Below are 15,992 nucleotides of genomic sequence, written 5' to 3'. Positions count from 1 at the left end.
TAATTCTGAAGTAACTGTCTGATTTTTGATTTTCGGATCTTAATACTGCGTGTTAGAAAAAAACTCACATTTTTTCTTCCAAAATATCCTGTTACAAAGTCTTTTTTCTTTGCAGAAATTATTTCGGTAAATGTTCTATTGAAGGTTTCTTTCTGCAAATATATATTACATGAACTATTCAATTAAATTATAATTCGTCTTTAACGTTATCCACATATTCACATTAACGAAAACACTTGTGGGGGTAATAAGTAATCAATATTTTCGTTGATAAAATAACCTTCCTAAATCTGAAAAATGAATTCGAAGAAATTGTTACTGGCCGGCGCCGTTTTTTATTTTGGTTTAGCCGAAGCCCAGCACTCCAGATATTTCAGCGACCGCGGTTCCTACACCTATAACCTGGCCGAAAACCTGTATCAAACAAGGATTTTTAACGCGTCTCAATACGAATATGCCCAGCAATATTTTTATAACCAGAATCTTTCTGCCTCCAAAAAAGAAGCGGCGCAGTTTTTTGACAATGTGATCGGTGTCATCCTTCAAAAAAATCATGCTGAAAAGGGATTAGCCGCCTTTATGAAGGAATATCCGGAATCCGCCTTCTTCGCGCAGGCCAACCTGCCGCTGGCCGATTATTATCTGGCCCAAAAGGATTTTGACAAAGCGCTGGAGACGCTTCAGAATGTAAATCAGTATCAGCTTTCCCGACAGGAAAATGCAGATTACATCCTGAAACTGGGTTATGCCAAATTCATGACAGGCGACAGCCCTGGTGCCATACGTGCTCTGGAGGAAGCTTATGAAAATGGCGGCACAGAAAATAAAATGGAAATAGCTTATATGTTAGGTCATCTGTATTATGCAGACCGCCAGCACGACAAGGCATTTCAGTATTTTGACAGTGTAAAGTCTGATGAAAAGTTCGCCAAACTGGTACGTCCCTATTATGTACAGATGTACTATAATGAGAAGCAGTATGACCAGGCCATCGCAGAGGGAAACACCTTGCTGGACGATCCCGGTATTTCTGAGGCGTATAAGGCTGAAGTCCATAAGATCATAGGGGAGAGTTATTTTATGAAGCAGGATTATTCCGCTGCGTACCCGCACCTCAAGAGTTTTGTGGAAAGTAAATCCAACCCAAGCGAAAGCGACCTTTACCAGATGGGATTTGTGGCGGCAGAGCTTCAGAAATATGAAGATGCTGTTTCCTATTACAACCAGCTCATCAACAGCAAGTCAGCGCTGTCCCAAAATGCATATTACCAATTGGGTAATGCCTATATCCAAACCGGCAGGAAGCAGGAAGCCCTATCGGCGTACCGTTCCGCACATCAGATGGACTATGACAGTAGTGTACAGAAACTGGCACATGAGCAGTATGCCAAGTTAAGCTACGACGTAGGTAACCCCTTTGAGGCGGCACCACGTGTGATCCAGAATTATATTGACAGATATCCTAATGATTCCAAAACGCCTGAACTTCGGAGGCTGCTGGTTAAATCTTACCTTTATTCGGGAGATTACCGCGAAACTTTGGCGGCCATTGATAAACTTCAGAACTCGACCCCCGAAACAGATAAGATCGATCAGGAAGTATCTTACCTTCTGGGAACTGAGGAATTTAACAAAGGGAATTATGATGCTGCAGAAAAGTTTTTCTTAAGAAGCCTTGAATTCAACATTAATAAAGAATTCAACAGCCGTGCACACTATTGGCTGGGGCAAACCTATTATCAGAAGGGCAATTATACATCAGCAATCAGCCATTATGAGAATGTACTTACGGGCCCGGCCTTTCCCGAAAAGCGGCAGTTGGCCTATGATTTAGGTTACGCTTATTTCAAAGCTAAAGATTTCTCTAAAGCGAAACAGTATTTTGCAGAATATCTGAAGAATCCTGATCCGGACTTTAAAAGTGATGCTGAACTGAGACTGGCCGACACTCATTACGCCAATAACGAACTGGCAGATGCGATTGCCATCTACGACAGTGCCGGCAATGTGAACGATTATACCGTTTTCCAGAAAGCTCTTGCACTTGGTTTCCAGGGTAAGAATGCAGAGAAAATTACCGTTCTGCAAGGACTTATTTCCCGGTATTCCAATTCTGAATATGTGGATGATGCTCAATATGAGATAGGAGTTGCCTATTCCACGCAAGGCGATTACGCAAATTCCAATGATTATTTCGGCAGAGTAATAAAAGCGAGTGCTGACCGTGATCTTGTGGCAAATGCCCAGATTTACAGAGCTCAGAATTATATAGACGGCAATGATGATGCTAAGGCACTGGCAGAATTTCAACAACTGGGGTCCCAATACCGCGGAACCGCGTTTGCCTCCAAAGTGGTACAGGCTTCAAGGCCGCTGTATATGAAAACAGGTGATGTGGCAGGCTACCAGGCATTTGCACAGCAACTTGGAGTGAGGATAGACGCTGCCGAGCTTGATGAAATTAATCTGGCTACAGCCAAGCAGCACTATCTGAAAAAAGAATATGCCCGTGCAATTCCTTTGTATGAGAAATACCTGAGCCAAAATCCTACGGGTGAAGGTCTGTACCAGGCACAGTATGAACTGGGTGAAAGTTATTACCAAACCTCCAACAGCACAAAGGCGTTGCTAACACTTCAGGACGTGGCATCGGTTCAGAGTGATTACCAGGAAGATGCGCAAACCCGAATTGCACAGATCTATATTTCACAGGGTGATTTTGCTGAAGCAAAAAAATACCTGAACGGCCTTGTAACATCAGGCAATGTGAACATCAGGAATTTTGCCAATGTGGAACTAATGAACATCTACGCAAAGGAGAAAAACTTTAAAGAAGCAGAGCGTTTGGCAGATCTGGTACTTGCCAACAATAAAAATGCACCGGCAGTAATGGAAAGCGCCAGGGTGATTAAGGCCCGAAGCCTGATGAACAGCGGAAAAGATGCACAGTCTGCGTATGCCGCGCTGGAAAAGTCATCTAATCCTGCAGTTGCGGCGGAGGCACTTTATGCCAAAGCATTCTATCAGAACAAAGCGAAAAGTTACAAATCATCCAACGAGACCATCTTCAAACTGGCCAACAATTATGCAGCAGAAGAATATTGGGGTGCTAAAGCCCTCGTTCTGATGGCCCGTAACTATCTTGGACTCAATGACAACTACCAGGCAAGTTACACTGTGGATCAGATTATTGCCAACTACCAGGACCTGCCGGAGATTGTGGCAGAAGCACGTGAAGTTAAAAAACTCATTAAGTAAAAATTTCCATCAAAACGAATTAGCACACACGTCCCTTACTCGTTGGGCATGCTGTTAAACTGACAATTATGAATAAGAAAGTTCAAATTATATCCCTTTTGTTTTTGGGAATCTCACAGGTTGCTTTTTCTCAAATAAAAGAGGAAAAATTGATTCTGGACCGCAAACGCGAACCTGAAGTAAGAAAAATAGAGAAGAAGAAAACATCTGTTGAAACCATCAAGAATTATCCCCCTGAAGAAAAGGCTCAGAATCCGGTGACTTATAATCTCACCAACGTACCTGCAGCCTCAGACTTTACCACTTCCACAATTGAAGGTGAAGATATTTCGCCTAAATTAGGATCCGATTATCAGGATAATTATCTGCAGTTCGGAATGGGCAATTTCGGTAAAGTACTTTTCGATGGTAATGTATCTTACCTTCTGGAAAGCAAAACTGAAGTAGGCGCAGATGCTCATGTTCTCTCTACCAGCGGTTTAAAGAAATACTATCCATGGGACAGCAATTCAAGCCGCGTGGATTTGGGTGCCTACCTGAATTCGTATGGTGAAAAAGGAAAATTTAACGCCAATGCAGGGTTTGGCTCACATGATTACAATTACTACGGTATCTATGCATTGCAACCCGATGCAAATACCAACCTGAAGCAGCAGGTACAGAACATCACCCTGAGCGGCTACTACGACCACTATTCCAATGAAATACTGAATGATGTCCGACTGAAGACGTCGTTTCTCTCTGATAAGTTTGATGCGAAGGAAACCTATGGTGGTTTGGATCTGAACCTCTCAAAACACGGAATGAATTTCCCGCTGGACGGCGTGAAGCTGCATGCCGACCTGGGACTTGGATTGGAAACCCTTGATACTAAGTTTGAGCTACTTAACCAAAACAGCTCAAATTACCTTGAAGGGTATGCAGAACCTAAGCTTTCCTTTTACCGGGGCAAAAGTTATCTGATGATTGGCTCCGGGTTCAGTTTCCTGAACGGGAAAACCCAGGATAATTTGCAGGCCGAGACTGTAAATACGAGTAAAACCTATTGGTTCCCAAGAGCTGAGATCTTTTTCGCAGGTTCGGAAAAAGCCAACCTGTATCTGGGAGTAGACGGTGGTCTTCAGCATAATTCATATGCTTCTATGTTGCGTGACAATCCGTACTTAGTGTCCGATCAGGTTATCCGACCTACCGAAACAAAATACAGAGTCTATTTCGGGATTCGCGGAGATATAAGCCAGGACTTAAAATATGATCTGTCTGCCGGCTTTGCAAAAGTGAACGATATCCTGTTTTACAGAAGCAATGGATTGTTTTCACCTGAAAATACCCTGGATCGCGCTGCCTATGATTTTGCCAATACCTTTTCGGCGACTTACGATAACGGATCTGTAAATGAGGTTAAGGCATCCCTGCAGTATTTCCCGTTGGAAAATCTCGTTGTGGACGGGATTATAAACTACAATTTCTTCAGGCTTAATAATTATGAAGACATATTGAATACACCGCTTATCCGTGCAGAACTAGGTGCTAAATATAGTCTGCTGGACAAAAAACTTTTACTAGGATTTAAAGGCTTTTTTGCAGGTGACCAGAAAACAAATTACTTCACCGTGGAACCGGACGACTTACAGCCGGCCAATTTTGAAGTCACTGAATATATCGACGGCAAAGTTAGTGGTTATGCAGATCTAAATATTTCTGCTGAATATAAAGCACACCGCAATGTAAGTGTGTTTGTGATGGGTAATAACCTGCTGAACAACAGATATCAAAGCCATAATGCTTACCGTGTTCTGGGCGCACAGTTTCTGGGCGGGCTGAAGGTCACCTTTTAAAAATCTGCACATTATAGAACACCGGCCGCTTCATCAAAAAATGAAGCGGTTTTTTTATATGTAGTGTATACAAAATCAGGCGAATTGGATTAAATTTGCCTAAACGATACTCAATATACTATGGAAGACGTGTACAGCGCAAAAGACGCTCAGAATTATATTGACAGGATTAACAACCTGACCCCTGAGACCCAGCGGAAGTGGGGGAAGATGACGGTAGACCAGGTTTTGGCGCATATGAACGTGCCTTATTCATTCATCTTTGAACCTGAAAAACAGAAAAAGCCTGGTATGATAGCAAAGTTTCTTCTTAAGAATTTTGTAAAGCCTAAAGTGGTAAACAACATACCTTACAAACAAAGTATACCGACAAGCCCAGTTTTTATTATTTCGGATGCCCGCAATTTTGAAGAGGAAAAGAAAAAGTTAATTGGAAATATCCAGCGCGTGCAGCAGTTGGGCCGTGAAGCTTTTGAAGGCAAAGAAAATTCCAGTTTTGGGATACTCACTGCTCAGGAATGGAACAATATGCTTGCAAAGCATCTTAATCATCATTTGCAACAGTTTGGTGTTTAATATTTTACGCCATGTTGTCCTGATTTAACTTAAGGTTCCTTACTTTCTCTCTGCTGTTTTATGCGTGCAGCTCTGGCATATATAATGTTTCGGGCTATTCCACTGTAAGAAATAATACCACACCTTTTAGAGGTCTGCTATCAATAACCGGGCAAGCAGCCGACGCTGCCTTTGTGACTGTAGTTGGGGATTATCTTCTTACTGAAGAGGGCAGCGGTAAACACACCGGCAGGTTCAGCGGAGATTTTAAAATCATCATAAGTATCACAGGAGAAGAGCTCCGTACCCCCAGCCACCTAACTGAATTTACCGGTACCTGGAGAAATAATGATGGCACACTAGACTTCAAAACTAACTGGAAAAACCAATTACCATGATTAAAAAAATAATAGCTGTTCCGGCAGGTGTTCTGGCCGGCGGATTGGGTATCTATTTGATTGAGACCCTGGGGCACAAACTTTATCCGCTACCTGCAGGAATTGATCGCAATGATATGGACGCTATGGCCTCCTATGTTTCTACGGCGCCATTTATGGCACTTTTCTTTGTGATTTTAGCTTATGCCGTGGGCGCGCTGCTGTCCGGCTACATTTCTACAAAAGTTGCGGCAGACGGAAAGATGATTTATGCCCTTTTCTGCGGTCTCGTATTTCTGCTGCAAACCATATACATGATGTACATTATGCCTACTTCCGCCTGGTTCTGGGTAGCAGGTGTACTGGTATGGTCACTGGTGTGGGTAGGCTACAGACTTGCTGATAATTCAAAAATAATAAAAAGATAATATGGAACTTGGGGCATTTTCTGTAAGCCTGAATGTACGTGACATTCAGCAATCGTATGACTTTTATAAAAAGCTGGGTTTTGAGCAAATGGGCGGAAACATTGACCAGAAATGGTTGATTTTACGAAATGGAACTTCCGTTATCGGTCTTTTCCAGGGTATGTTTGAGAAGAATATTCTTACTTTCAATCCAGGCTGGGATCAGAATGCCGTTAATCTTGAAAATTTTCAGGATGTTCGGGAAATCCAAAACCAACTGAAAGCAGCCGGTTTATCTTTGGATAAGGAAGCTGATGAAAATTCCTCAGGACCGGAACACTTTGTATTAAAGGATCCGGACGGAAATGTAATTATGCTGGACCAGCACCGCTAATTAGTATAAATACATGAAAATTCTAAAGATTACCGCTTATGTGATGGCGGCATCTGTATTGATTTGGCTTCTGGCAGCAGCGATAATTTCCGGCGAATGCAGATTTGAGAAATCAATAGTAATCAACGCACCGGTCGACAGGGTTTGGCAAAATACTAATAGCCTGAAAGCTATGGAATCCTGGAGTCCCTGGCAGGAGAAGGACCCGAATGCGAAGAAAGATTGGTCAGGCACCACGGGTCAGCCGGGCGAACAGCAGTGCTGGCAAGGTAATGACGCTGTAGGAAAGGGCTGTATAAAAGTGCTGAAAGTAGATTCTGCCATAAAAAGGATCGAAATAGAAATGACGTTCCTTACTCCCTACGAAAGTCAGGCAATGGAATATGTAACAGTGCAGAAAAATGGTCCCGGCAGTAAAGCGGTATGGGGATTCACCTCAGAGATACCCTTTCCTTTCAGTCCAATGAAGCTCTTCATGGATCTGGAGGATCAGGTAGGGCCCGATTTCACCTTAGGTCTGCAGAAGCTGAAGGCGTTATCAGAAAAACCCTAAATGGATGGCTGCCACACAATTAACTCAGTACGAATGAAATAATTAATATAAGAACTATGGCAACAGTAAATGTGTACTTAACCTTCAACGGTAATTGCGAGGAGGCTTTTAACTTCTATAAATCGGTATTTGGCGGCGAATTTCCATATATCGGGCGCTTTGGTGATATGCCTGCTGAAGGTAACGAAAAGATGTCCGAGATCGAAAAAAACCGCATTATGCATGTGTCGTTACCCATCTCCCAGGAAACGATACTGATGGGCAGTGATACAGGCGGTGAATGGTCCGCAGGCTTCCTGCAGGGAAACAATTTCTCTATATCAATCAACACCGATTCGCGCGAAGAGGCCGACCGTCTGGCAACTGCGCTTTCGGAAGGTGGAGTGGTGACAATGCCAAACGCCGAAACCTTCTGGGGAGCTTATTTCGGAATGTGGACGGACAAATTCGGCATTAACTGGATGGTGAATTATGACGATCCTGATAAGGTTCAACAATAAACCGTACTAACAAAAAAACTGCTGAGAAATCAAGCAGTTTTTTTATTACCTAAATCATGAAGGTTTTGTAAAATCATCAGTTTCTGATCCACTTCCAGAGTTCCTTCATCGTAGCTTTATTTCCGTACATTAAAATGCCCACGCGGTAAACTTTGGCCGCAATAAAAACCATGAGAAATGTGCTCATAATAAGCAGGAACATGGACAGCGCGATTTCCCACATCGGCACTCCAAATGGAATGCGTGCCACCATGGCCACAGGTGAGGTAAACGGAATGATGGACAGCCAGAAACCAAGTGGACCATTAGGGTTGTTAATGATGGTTATGCTGCCGTACATGCCCACCATCAGCGGTATAATCGCAAACAGGGTAAACTGCTGTGTTTCGGTCTCATTATCGACCGCCGAGCCGATTGCCGCATACATGGAACTGTAAAAGATATAACCAAAAAGGAAGAAAAACAGAAACACAGCAATGACAACCGGTACATTCATCTCCAGCAAAATGTGCGACACCTCTCCCGCGATTTGGGCAAAATCCACTTTCTCCACCACCTGCTCACTTCCGCTTGGCAGATTATCCTTCATGGCAGAAAATCCGGTATTCAGAAATAAAGCACCTAAAATAGCCATTGTAATCCATACGCTGAACTGGGTTAGGGCAACCAGGGTAACACCCAGAATCTTACCCATCATCAGCTCAAATGGCTTTACTGATGAAATCAGGATTTCCACCACACGGTTATTCTTCTCTTCAAGTACTGATCTCATAACACGTACACCATAAATAATGATGAACATAAACACAGCATACATCAGGACCATCCCAAGGCCATACTTCACACCGAAATCCAGGTCTGTATCTACCTGGCTCTTATCATTAACATTACTGCTTTTAAGTTCAAAATTTTTATCGAGCTGCACAATCTCCTCTTCATTGATATTGAGGTGCTTTATCTTGGCCTGACGTAAAACCTCCGATAAGTCGTCCACAATGCGCTGTTTGGTCTCAAAGCCAATCTTATCGTTCACAAGCAGTCTGGAATTCTTTTCCAGCATATCGAACCTGTTATCCTGCAGGGGTGCCAGGATCAGCAAGCCATTGGTTTCCTCCATGTCTTTCAAACTGTTTACCAGCTGATTTTCGGACGCGGGGTTTACATAAACATATTTCAGTTTATCATCCGATCTAAGTTTGCCGGCGAAGAGTCCTCCTTTGTCAATTACATTAACAGTGTACTGGGTTTCATTGGCTTTCAGCATTACGGCAATAAAGGCACCGAATGCAATCATTATTATCGGAGCCAGAATAGTGAGGATAATAAAGGATTTCTTTTTTACCTGCGTCAGGTATTCACGTTTAGTGATTAAAAATATATTCTTCATGCGGAAGTTCAATGCTAAGGCAGTCTTAATTATTAATGGAAAGTTACCGTTTCAGGTGCGGCATAACCATCGCGCACAGCGGTAATGAAGACTTCATTCATACTCGGAATCTTTTCGTCAAAGGACCGTATTTTGCCAATTCCTACAAGTTCCGAAATAAGATGATTCTGGTTTCCGCTGTTACTGATGTCAAAGGAAATAAGCTCATTTGCTGTAGTGAAAAGGCTAATGTCATGAACCTTGCGGAAATTTTCAAACTGCTGTTGGTCCACATCCGAAAGCGTGACCCCGAAAATATTTTTCTTGAATTGTTCACGAACATCAAATACCTTTCCGTCCAGGATCTTTCTGGAGTTATTGATTAATGCCACATAATCGCACATTTCTTCCACACTTTCCATCCGGTGAGTGGACAGGATAATGGTCGTGCCACGTTCTTTCAAAGCCAATATCTGGTCCTTGATAAGATTTGCATTCACAGGGTCGAATCCCGAAAACGGTTCATCCAGAATAAGAAGTTTTGGTTTGTGCAGCACCGTAACTACGAACTGTATCTTTTGTGCCATCCCTTTGGAAAGTTCGCTAAGCTTTTTTTTCCACCACTGATCGATATTCAGCTGTTCAAACCAGTATTTGGCCTCATGCAGGGCCTCGCTCTTGGTCATGCCCTTAAGTTCGCCAAAATAGAGCAGCTGGTCGCCCACCGTCATATTCTTATACAACCCGCGCTCTTCGGGCATATAGCCAATATCGCGGATATGGCTGGGGTTGAGCTTTTCACCGTTGATGAAAACCTCGCCGCTGTCGGCTTGGGTAATTTGGTTGATGATCCGGATGAAGGTTGTTTTTCCGGCTCCGTTGGGGCCCAGCAGCCCATAGATACTGCCGGTGGGAACATTGATGCTGAAGTCCTGCAGCGCGGTTTTCCGTCCCGCATCATATGACTTTTTAACCTGGTGTGCTTCTAACATTTCGGCGGTTAATTATTTTAAAATTTAAACGTGAAAGTTACGGAAAATAATGAGATAATGAAGGCTGATTTTTACCTGTAAGAAGCCTGACCTGTGCTGAAAGTACGGACAATTTAATAGAAAATCATACATCATAAAATAAATTTAGTTCTTATAAATCACTGTAAATTATTATTATATCCATTTACAAACGACTACAAACGATATTAAATATTTTTTAACCGAATAAATTTTGGAAACCGTTGAATCTTTGCATCAGAGATTTGAGAATAACAGTGAGTCTCTTATCTAAGTCTAACAATTAAATTTTAAAGTCATGTCACTAAGAAACAGAGTAACCCTAATCGGTCACACAGGAAAAGAAGTCGAAGTTATCAACTTTGAAAAAGGAATGAAAGCCAGTGTATCGCTCGCAACCAACGACTTTTATACCAACGCCATGGGCGAGAAAGTAGAGGAGACCCAATGGCATTCATTGGTAGCCTTCGGTAAAACCGCGGAGATTATGCAGAAATATGTACAGAAAGGTAAGGAAATCGCGGTAGAAGGAAAACTCATGTACCGTTCCTATGAAAAAGACGGTCAAAAAATGTACATAACAGAGATACGCGTTGAAGAACTTGTTCTCCTGGGAAGTAAATAGAAGATTCTGAAGCCGGACGACTAAGATGTGGTCCGGCTTCTCCTTCCATTGCAAGTACAAAAAACCACAAAAACACCAAATCATGAAAGTTAAAGTTTTAAAGGTCCGGATAGACGATGCCTTCATCCGCGCCGATCAGCAGAAGCTGGATAAGTTCCTGGCAGAGCACCAGATATTAAAGTTTGAGTCTGCTTTTATAAAGGAATCGGAGTGTTGGTCTGTAATCCTTTACTTTGAGGAGAAAAAGCCCATACTGAATGAAGAACCCGGCAAAAAGTACAGTGCGCCTAATGAAGATGAACTTAATCAGGATGAAGTGAAAATCCTGGATGCCCTTCGCTTGTGGCGGAACGAAAAAGCCAAAAACCAAAAGTTGCCGTCCTATTTTATTGCGACCAATAAGGAACTTCTTTCAATTGCCAAATACAAACCGGCTAAAAAGGAAGAACTTCAGGACATCAAAGGTTTCGGTAAACATAAAATTGAAAATTACGGCGAGGAGATTATCAGTCTTGTAGAACTGATTTGACAGTGAAATCATTGTAGCGTCTATCTTCGTATTTTCTTAGCTTATTTTCAGCGGACACCTGCCAGTCCTCAACAAATCATTATTTTTGCAATTGCAGGCGGGATAGATCCGCTGCCAATAACCTAAAGATTAGTAATGAAGCCAAGTTTAGCGAAAGGAACCCGCGATTTCAGCGCCGGAGAGGTCATCAGGAGACGACAGATTATCAATACACTTCAGAAAAATTTTGAACTTTTCGGTTTCCAGCCGCTGGAAACGCCAAGTTTTGAAAATCTTTCGACACTGACAGGTAAATATGGTGAAGAAGGGGACCGGCTGATATTTAAGATCCTTAACTCCGGAGATTATGCTTCCAAAACGAAAGAAGAAGACTGGAGTACGAAGAATTCGCAAAAACTGATTTCACAAATCTCTGAAAAAGCCCTGCGCTATGATCTTACTGTACCTTTTGCCCGCTATGTAGCCATGAATCACGGTCAGATGGTATTTCCTTTCAAACGCTACCAAATCCAGCCGGTCTGGCGGGCAGACCGGCCACAGAAAGGACGCTTCAGAGAATTTTATCAGTGCGATGCCGACGTTGTAGGTTCTGAGAGCCTTTGGCAGGAAGTCGAACTGGTGCAGCTTTATCTTAAATCTTTTTCGGAGCTTAGGATTCCCGTAACCATACACCTGAACAACCGCAAAATTCTAACCGGACTGGCTGAATATGCCGGAATCGCAGATCAGCTGATTGATTTTACAGTTGCGTTGGATAAACTGGACAAAATAGGGAAGGAGGGAGTTGTAAAAGAGCTCGTACAGAAAAATATCAGTCAGGCTTCGATTGATAAACTTGATTTCCTGTTCACTCAAGGTGATCATGCTTTGGAGAATGTTCAGCAACTAAAGACAAAATTTGAGGGAATTGAATCGGGACTTAAAGGTGTGGAAGAACTGGAATTTGTCCTTACCAGATGCTTTGAGCTAGGTATTGCCTCAGCACAGTTAAAATTCGACATAACCCTCGCCCGGGGGCTTGATTATTATACTGGTGCAATTTTCGAAGTAAAGGCTAAAGGTGTGGAGATGGGCTCCATTGGCGGTGGTGGCAGATATGATAACCTCACAGAAGTTTTTGGCGTAAAAAATATTCCGGGCATAGGTATTTCGTTCGGTCTGGACCGCATTTATCTGGTGATGGAGGAATTGGGCCTTTTTGAGGAAGATGAAAATACAGGTGTACAGTATCTGTTTGCCAACTATGGTGAGACAGAGGCGTTGGAGGCTTTAAAAGTAATTGCCCAACTTCGGATCAAAGGTATATCCGCTGAGCTTTACCCTGAGGCTGCCAAGCTGAAGAAACAATTTACCTACGCCGAAAAGAGAGGTATTACAAAACTGGTTTTCTTTGGTGGCGAAGAAATTGCCGGCAGCAGAATTACTGTTAAAGATCTGAAGACCGGGGAGCAGCATACTGTTGCGCTTCAGGAATTTTTTAACTGAAGTAACTGATTTTAAGGCAGTAGGACTGTTGATGACCAAAAATAACAGCGAAGATGGAAAATTATCTAAATATCAACCGGGACGCCTGGAATGCTAAGGTGGAGCATCATCTAAAATCAGACTTTTATTTTGTGGATGAATTCCTGGCAGGTCGGACCTCCCTCAACTCAATCGAACTAGAAATATTAGGAGAGGTGAAAGAAAAGGAGATTCTTCATCTACAATGCCATTTCGGGCAGGACTCTATCTCACTTTCCCGCATGGGTGCGCATGTTACAGGAGCCGATCTTTCGAACAAGGCAATTGAAGCTGCACGCGACCTCTCAATAAAAGCAGGAGTCAACACGGAATTTATAACTTCAGATTTATATGAGTTACCAGATGTACTGAGCGGGAAATTTGATATCGTATATACCAGCTACGGAACTATTGGTTGGTTACCTGATCTTGACAAATGGGCAGATGTTATTTCCCATTTCCTTAAACCAGGCGGTAAACTGATCTTTGTAGAGTTCCATCCTATTATCTGGATGTTTGATGAAAATTTCACACACATCAAATACAGTTATTTTAATGAGGAAACAATTGAGGAAGAGGAGCAGGGAACCTACGCGGATCAGTCAGCAGACCTTCATCAGAAATCCGTTACGTGGAATCATCCCACCTCAGAAGTTTTAACTGCACTTCTTTCCAATGGACTTCAAATTACTTCCTTCAATGAATATGACTGGTCACCCTATCCCTGCTTCAGACACAATAAAGAATTTGAGCCCGGCAAATACAGAATTCCGCAGCTTGGGCACAAAGTTCCCCATGTTTTTTCACTAACAGCCATAAAAAAACTGCCTTCCAAATGAAGGCAGTTTGTTATTTCATTGAAAAAAGTTGTTAAAGATTGCTGCTGTTTACATCAGACCTTACTTCTTCAGCTTTATTTTCGGCTTTGTTGGCAAATTCACCGGCTTTGCTCTGTACCTGAGATGCCATGTCGGAAGCTTTGCTCTTCAAATCATTCCCCAACTTTCCTAAGTTGTCCTTAGCTGTGTTAAATTTATCCTTAACCGCCTGCTGCTCTTCCGGTGTAGAGTTTTTGTATTTCCAGAAAGCGAGTGCCCCAAGGCCCAGCAATGCCAATAATCCATTTCTTCTAGTGCTCATAGTTTTAATATTTGTTTGTTAATAATAAATGTTACGCTAGGAACTGTAAATTCTGTGCCAAAGGAAGTGGAATATGTCTTAAATTTATATTAAAAAGATATTTAATTAAAAATATATAATGCCTTGCAGATTTATTACTTAAACATCATGTGTTTTTCTCCGTCATATGCAGCAAATACCATGGTGGGATGACTTTCCTGAAAATGGATATTTCCGTAACTATCTATTCCTATAGCCCCCGCAAAACCGTCAATTTCTGCCAGCTCACTGAATGTTTTGCGAAACGCTTCTTGCACCGACAGCCCATCGCTTACGCGGGTAACAATTTTGGTAGCTGTTGCGTTACTTACTATATCTTCTCCAACACCTGTACAGCTCACCGCACAATGGCGGTTGGCGTAATTTCCCGCTACTGTGGCTGAATCGGAAATCCTACCCACCAACTCAAATCCTTTGCCACCGGTTGATGTTGCTGCTGCCAGCTTTCCATCCTTATCCAGAACCACGCAGCCTACAGTACCCAAACCGCCATTCTTCAGTTTCTCCTCATATTCTGAGCGCCGCTGCGGTATTTCTGTGGAATAATCTTCAATCCCATGTGCAGATGCGTAAATTTTCGCACCCTGGCCACCCAGGACACGGTCGTCTTCATCTTTCAGCAGTTCGGCAACCTTTATTGGATTTTTAACAGATTCAATATTGATGACACCCGAAAACTTTTGAGTTTCCCCATTCATTAAGGATGCACTCATCCTTATTTTTCCGTCGCTCTGGATTTGTGATCCGGTGCCGGCATTAAAAAGCTCGTCGTCTTCCAAAAGTGAAACTGCAAACACGGCGGTTTCCGCCGCTGTATGTTCCCTCAAATAATCCCAACTGCGATCAATTATGTTTGTCAGTGACTGCTGTTTGGCTATTTTCGTTTCTGCAGTCTGGCTGCTTTCCGAGAAGAAGCCACCATGTATTATTATCTTCATTAGTGCTGTGTTTGGCAGTAAAGCAGCAAGCCGGCTACTGTTGCCCGTTTAAGGAGGGTATCGGACTGTACTGCGTGTTTTCAATAGTGAGTTCCTTGGTCTTTAGGTCAAATCTGTCGTTTACCGACATTACGTGCACAACTAAATTATCTATGGAAATTGGTTCGCCCAGATTTACCTTTGTTAGGTTGGTATCTTTAATGAAGCGGCCATCTACAAGGATTACAAGTCCGGAACCTACCGCAGTCATGCAGTCGTCCTTAATGAAAAGACCCGTGTCTTCGCCAAGACCAATACCTAAGGTTCTTGGATTACTGACGACAGCCTGAAAAAGCCGGCCTATCCTTCCCCGCTGTACAAAATGTGTATCAACAATTACATTGTCTATGAAACCCAGTCCCTGAGTTGTTTTAATTTCGCCTTTAAGCAGTGCTTCACTGCTGGAACCCTGGTAGATCATATTTTCGGAGGCAGCAGCTGCACCGGCGGAAGTCCCGCAATAAAGGAAATCTGTCTCCTGGTATTTGATAAGTATGGCTTCATGGAAGCGCGTGCCTCCTAATATTGAAGTTAACCGAAGTTGGTCGCCCCCGGTGAACATAACGACATCAGCATTATTGGCACGGGCAACAATCGCATCAGAATTGGCTTGCTCGCGCGTCTGGATGTCAAGTATATTAACATGTTTGGCTCCTAAAAACTCAAAGGCCTTCTTATATTCTGGACCTACGATCTGCGGAATCTGTGATGCAGTAGTGATGACCTCTATTACTGATTCTTCCTTATTTTTACTTTCATTGATGATCTTACGAAGGATTCCCCGTTCAAAGAAGTTGAGGTTTTTCTCTGCACTGGTCTCGTATTCAGTTTCAGTGAAACTTCCTTTATTCACAGCTCCGCCGATGATCATTAATTTTCCTACAGGCTTCATACCTTGCAAATTTATATAAATTATAGCTG

16 protein-coding genes are annotated in these 15,992 nt (G+C 42.7%); 11 read left to right on the top strand and 5 right to left on the bottom strand.

The features are described from left to right. Window positions 1-297 precede the first annotated feature (297 nt). The 7 genes from P0M11_RS09675 to P0M11_RS09645 all read left to right on the top strand — a co-directional run bounded on the left by P0M11_RS09675 (window position 298) and on the right by P0M11_RS09645 (window position 7,882). Window positions 298-3,258 (top strand): tetratricopeptide repeat protein, encoded by a 2,961-nt coding sequence (locus tag P0M11_RS09675; RefSeq protein WP_275625483.1) that lies wholly within the window; start codon window positions 298-300, stop codon window positions 3,256-3,258. 68 nt (window positions 3,259-3,326) lie between these two features. Continuing rightward, window positions 3,327-5,096 carry a TonB-dependent receptor gene (locus P0M11_RS09670; RefSeq protein ID WP_275625482.1) on the top strand — a complete coding sequence of 590 codons (1,770 nt, stop codon included), beginning with the start codon at window positions 3,327-3,329 and terminating at the stop codon, window positions 5,094-5,096. A 120-nt stretch (window positions 5,097-5,216) separates the two neighbouring features. Continuing rightward, complete coding sequence (locus P0M11_RS09665) at window positions 5,217-5,672, top strand: DUF1569 domain-containing protein (RefSeq protein ID WP_275625481.1); 456 nt, start codon at window positions 5,217-5,219, stop codon at window positions 5,670-5,672. Between the two features lie 373 nt (window positions 5,673-6,045). Beyond that, window positions 6,046-6,456, top strand: coding sequence for a hypothetical protein (locus P0M11_RS09660; RefSeq protein ID WP_275625480.1), 411 nt, complete (start codon window positions 6,046-6,048; stop codon window positions 6,454-6,456). 1 nt (window position 6,457) lies between these two features. Next, a complete protein-coding gene (locus P0M11_RS09655) occupies window positions 6,458-6,829 on the top strand; it encodes a VOC family protein (RefSeq protein WP_275625479.1) in 372 nt (123 codons plus the stop codon). 13 nt (window positions 6,830-6,842) lie between these two features. Beyond that, window positions 6,843-7,382, top strand: coding sequence for an SRPBCC family protein (locus tag P0M11_RS09650; RefSeq protein WP_275625478.1), 540 nt, complete (start codon window positions 6,843-6,845; stop codon window positions 7,380-7,382). A gap of 56 nt (window positions 7,383-7,438) precedes the next feature. Continuing rightward, on the top strand, window positions 7,439-7,882 hold the full coding sequence (locus P0M11_RS09645) for a VOC family protein (protein ID WP_275625477.1): 444 nt from the start codon (window positions 7,439-7,441) through the stop codon (window positions 7,880-7,882). Window positions 7,883-7,958: 76 nt separating this feature from the next. On the opposite strand, the gene P0M11_RS09640 is transcribed toward P0M11_RS09645, so the two are convergent. Together P0M11_RS09640 and P0M11_RS09635 are read right to left on the bottom strand one after the other, a co-directional pair. Beyond that, window positions 7,959-9,269 (bottom strand): ABC transporter permease, encoded by a 1,311-nt coding sequence (locus P0M11_RS09640; protein ID WP_275625476.1) that lies wholly within the window; start codon window positions 9,267-9,269, stop codon window positions 7,959-7,961. A gap of 32 nt (window positions 9,270-9,301) precedes the next feature. Then, complete coding sequence (locus P0M11_RS09635) at window positions 9,302-10,240, bottom strand: ATP-binding cassette domain-containing protein (RefSeq protein WP_275625475.1); 939 nt, start codon at window positions 10,238-10,240, stop codon at window positions 9,302-9,304. Window positions 10,241-10,556: 316 nt separating this feature from the next. On the opposite strand from P0M11_RS09635, the gene ssb reads away from it, so the two are divergent. The 4 genes from ssb to P0M11_RS09615 all read left to right on the top strand — a co-directional run bounded on the left by ssb (window position 10,557) and on the right by P0M11_RS09615 (window position 13,754). Continuing rightward, complete coding sequence (gene ssb / locus P0M11_RS09630) at window positions 10,557-10,883, top strand: single-stranded DNA-binding protein (RefSeq protein ID WP_158064054.1); 327 nt, start codon at window positions 10,557-10,559, stop codon at window positions 10,881-10,883. Window positions 10,884-10,965: 82 nt separating this feature from the next. Then, entirely contained in the window at window positions 10,966-11,412 is a 447-nt protein-coding gene (locus P0M11_RS09625; RefSeq protein WP_275625474.1) for an HRDC domain-containing protein, read from the top strand. Window positions 11,413-11,547: 135 nt separating this feature from the next. Next, entirely contained in the window at window positions 11,548-12,897 is a 1,350-nt protein-coding gene (hisS, locus tag P0M11_RS09620) for a histidine--tRNA ligase (protein WP_275625473.1), read from the top strand. Between the two features lie 53 nt (window positions 12,898-12,950). Then, complete coding sequence (locus P0M11_RS09615; protein WP_275625472.1) at window positions 12,951-13,754, top strand: class I SAM-dependent methyltransferase; 804 nt, start codon at window positions 12,951-12,953, stop codon at window positions 13,752-13,754. A 31-nt stretch (window positions 13,755-13,785) separates the two neighbouring features. Here the strand turns inward: P0M11_RS09615 and P0M11_RS09610 are convergent, their stop codons facing one another. From P0M11_RS09610 to P0M11_RS09600, 3 genes are all read right to left on the bottom strand, one after another. Then, window positions 13,786-14,055, bottom strand: a complete 270-nt coding sequence (locus tag P0M11_RS09610) for a YtxH domain-containing protein (protein WP_229723859.1) — start codon at window positions 14,053-14,055, stop codon at window positions 13,786-13,788. A 134-nt stretch (window positions 14,056-14,189) separates the two neighbouring features. Beyond that, entirely contained in the window at window positions 14,190-15,032 is an 843-nt protein-coding gene (locus tag P0M11_RS09605) for an isoaspartyl peptidase/L-asparaginase (RefSeq protein ID WP_275625471.1), read from the bottom strand. Window positions 15,033-15,066: 34 nt separating this feature from the next. Further along, window positions 15,067-15,963 carry a cyanophycinase gene (locus P0M11_RS09600; protein WP_275625470.1) on the bottom strand — a complete coding sequence of 299 codons (897 nt, stop codon included), beginning with the start codon at window positions 15,961-15,963 and terminating at the stop codon, window positions 15,067-15,069. Between the last annotated feature and the right edge of the window lie 29 nt (window positions 15,964-15,992).

This window comes from Kaistella sp. PBT33-4 (assembly GCF_029194425.1).
GTDB lineage: Bacteria > Bacteroidota > Bacteroidia > Flavobacteriales > Weeksellaceae > Marnyiella.
This window is presented reverse-complemented; position numbering and strand designations above follow the sequence as displayed.

Coding starts and splice junctions, on each gene's coding strand:
- P0M11_RS09675 (WP_275625483.1), top strand. CDS start 298: ATGAATTCGAAGAAATTGTTACTGGCCGGCGCCGTTTTTTATTTTGGT.
- P0M11_RS09670 (WP_275625482.1), top strand. CDS start 3,327: ATGAATAAGAAAGTTCAAATTATATCCCTTTTGTTTTTGGGAATCTCA.
- P0M11_RS09665 (WP_275625481.1), top strand. CDS start 5,217: ATGGAAGACGTGTACAGCGCAAAAGACGCTCAGAATTATATTGACAGG.
- P0M11_RS09660 (WP_275625480.1), top strand. CDS start 6,046: ATGATTAAAAAAATAATAGCTGTTCCGGCAGGTGTTCTGGCCGGCGGA.
- P0M11_RS09655 (WP_275625479.1), top strand. CDS start 6,458: ATGGAACTTGGGGCATTTTCTGTAAGCCTGAATGTACGTGACATTCAG.
- P0M11_RS09650 (WP_275625478.1), top strand. CDS start 6,843: ATGAAAATTCTAAAGATTACCGCTTATGTGATGGCGGCATCTGTATTG.
- P0M11_RS09645 (WP_275625477.1), top strand. CDS start 7,439: ATGGCAACAGTAAATGTGTACTTAACCTTCAACGGTAATTGCGAGGAG.
- P0M11_RS09640 (WP_275625476.1), bottom strand. CDS start 9,269: ATGAAGAATATATTTTTAATCACTAAACGTGAATACCTGACGCAGGTA.
- P0M11_RS09635 (WP_275625475.1), bottom strand. CDS start 10,240: ATGTTAGAAGCACACCAGGTTAAAAAGTCATATGATGCGGGACGGAAA.
- ssb (WP_158064054.1), top strand. CDS start 10,557: ATGTCACTAAGAAACAGAGTAACCCTAATCGGTCACACAGGAAAAGAA.
- P0M11_RS09625 (WP_275625474.1), top strand. CDS start 10,966: ATGAAAGTTAAAGTTTTAAAGGTCCGGATAGACGATGCCTTCATCCGC.
- hisS (WP_275625473.1), top strand. CDS start 11,548: ATGAAGCCAAGTTTAGCGAAAGGAACCCGCGATTTCAGCGCCGGAGAG.
- P0M11_RS09615 (WP_275625472.1), top strand. CDS start 12,951: ATGGAAAATTATCTAAATATCAACCGGGACGCCTGGAATGCTAAGGTG.
- P0M11_RS09610 (WP_229723859.1), bottom strand. CDS start 14,055: ATGAGCACTAGAAGAAATGGATTATTGGCATTGCTGGGCCTTGGGGCA.
- P0M11_RS09605 (WP_275625471.1), bottom strand. CDS start 15,032: ATGAAGATAATAATACATGGTGGCTTCTTCTCGGAAAGCAGCCAGACT.
- P0M11_RS09600 (WP_275625470.1), bottom strand. CDS start 15,963: ATGAAGCCTGTAGGAAAATTAATGATCATCGGCGGAGCTGTGAATAAA.